This is a genomic window from Treponema sp. R6D11, assembly GCF_054786075.1.
The window spans coordinates 1-1,258 of the sequence record NZ_BDHD01000363.1 but is presented as its reverse complement, the minus strand read 5'-3'; the positions used below and the strand labels follow the sequence as shown (position 1 = coordinate 1,258).

At 43.2% G+C, this 1,258-nt stretch carries 3 protein-coding genes; all 3 read left to right on the top strand.

What is annotated here, in order from left to right; genetic code table 11:
* On the top strand, nucleotides 1-297 hold a 297-nt coding region (locus ACYVTD_RS13140), incomplete at its 5' end, for a hypothetical protein (protein WP_461248190.1).
* Nucleotides 287-1,072 (top strand): endo-1,4-beta-xylanase, encoded by a 786-nt coding sequence (locus ACYVTD_RS13135; protein WP_461248189.1) that lies wholly within the window; start codon nucleotides 287-289, stop codon nucleotides 1,070-1,072. The genes ACYVTD_RS13140 and ACYVTD_RS13135, both read left to right, overlap by 11 nt.
* Nucleotides 1,047-1,258: Nif3-like dinuclear metal center hexameric protein (locus ACYVTD_RS13130; protein WP_461248188.1), on the top strand; the 212-nt coding region annotated here is incomplete at its 3' end. The genes ACYVTD_RS13135 and ACYVTD_RS13130, both read left to right, overlap by 26 nt.

Below are 1,258 nucleotides of genomic sequence, written 5' to 3'. Positions count from 1 at the left end.
AAAGAAGGCCTGTATTACACTTATGGCGTAAACGCCACAGGACCGTTTCTAAAGGTAAATAAAGAGACCGCGCGGCGGGTTTATTTTAACCATATTTTGTATGTTATGCGCCATTTTATGTCCGTGGACGAAAAGTACGGTTCAAGCAAGGAACGGGGGGTTATACCTTTCCATTCCATCGACGTGGTTAATATCGAAATTCATGAAAACAGGCACAGCGAGATTATTCAAAAAAATGCTAACGAATGGAAAACGGCGTTAAAAAAACATGTCTTGGCTATTTGCGATGACAGATAACGACAATAAAGACATAAGGCAGAACTATATTTACCTTCTTTATAAATTTGCGCATATTGCGGTTCCTAACGCCCAAATGGCCGCCAAATACAAAGAAGGCTACCGTGATTCCAACATCGTCCCCGATTACATGAAGAAAGATTTTCATGATGACGACGGCAGTATAGACGCGTATATCAGCGAAAAACCGCCCATTCTGACTTACAACGAATATGAAATAGCCAGCTATTCCAAGATACGGATCGCCTCCAATATGATCAGGGAAATAAATACGGCGTGGAAGTCCGATCCCCTTTATGACGGAAGAAATTTAATCGAATGTATGGGAATCCAGGGGCATGAGACCGTAAACCCTGGCATGGCGAGCAGGAATCAAATTTATCTTTCAACGCTCGCGGGGCTTATCGATAAAGGCTTGCTGGATTGGATATGCTATTCAGAGGTCGATATGAAACTGTCCGATGCCGCTCCCGGCGGCGGCGCGCAGGCTCCTGAAATTTTAAACCAAATGCAGGCAGACGCGGTAGGTTACCAGTACGCGTTGCTTTTTAAATTATTCGAAAAATATAAAAAATATATCGATCATGTCGTTATCTGGAGCCCTTACGGTAAGGGTTATATGAACAGTTATGTGCTTTTCGATCAAAATCAAATGGCAAGTCAGGCGTATTATGCTATAATGGATCCGGACAGGTTCATAAAGGGCCATTCGTATTTGGACGGATTTTTTACGGGAGAGTATAATAAAATTGGAAAAGACAACAAAAGAACTTGACGCTTTTTTAAAAAGTTTTCTCGATATAGACGGCTTTGTAACGGCCGATAATTCCCTTAACGGAATTCAGGTTGACAATGACGGATCGCCCGTAAAAAAGATCGCCTTCGGCGTGGACGCTTCCATGGAAACTTTTGAACAGGCCGCCGCGATAAACGCGGGCATTCTCTTTGTACACCACGGGCT

What these genes read in the sequence shown, in the direction of transcription:
- ACYVTD_RS13135 (WP_461248189.1), top strand. Translation starts at nt 287, where the DNA reads ATGACAGATAACGACAATAAAGACATAAGGCAGAACTATATTTACCTT.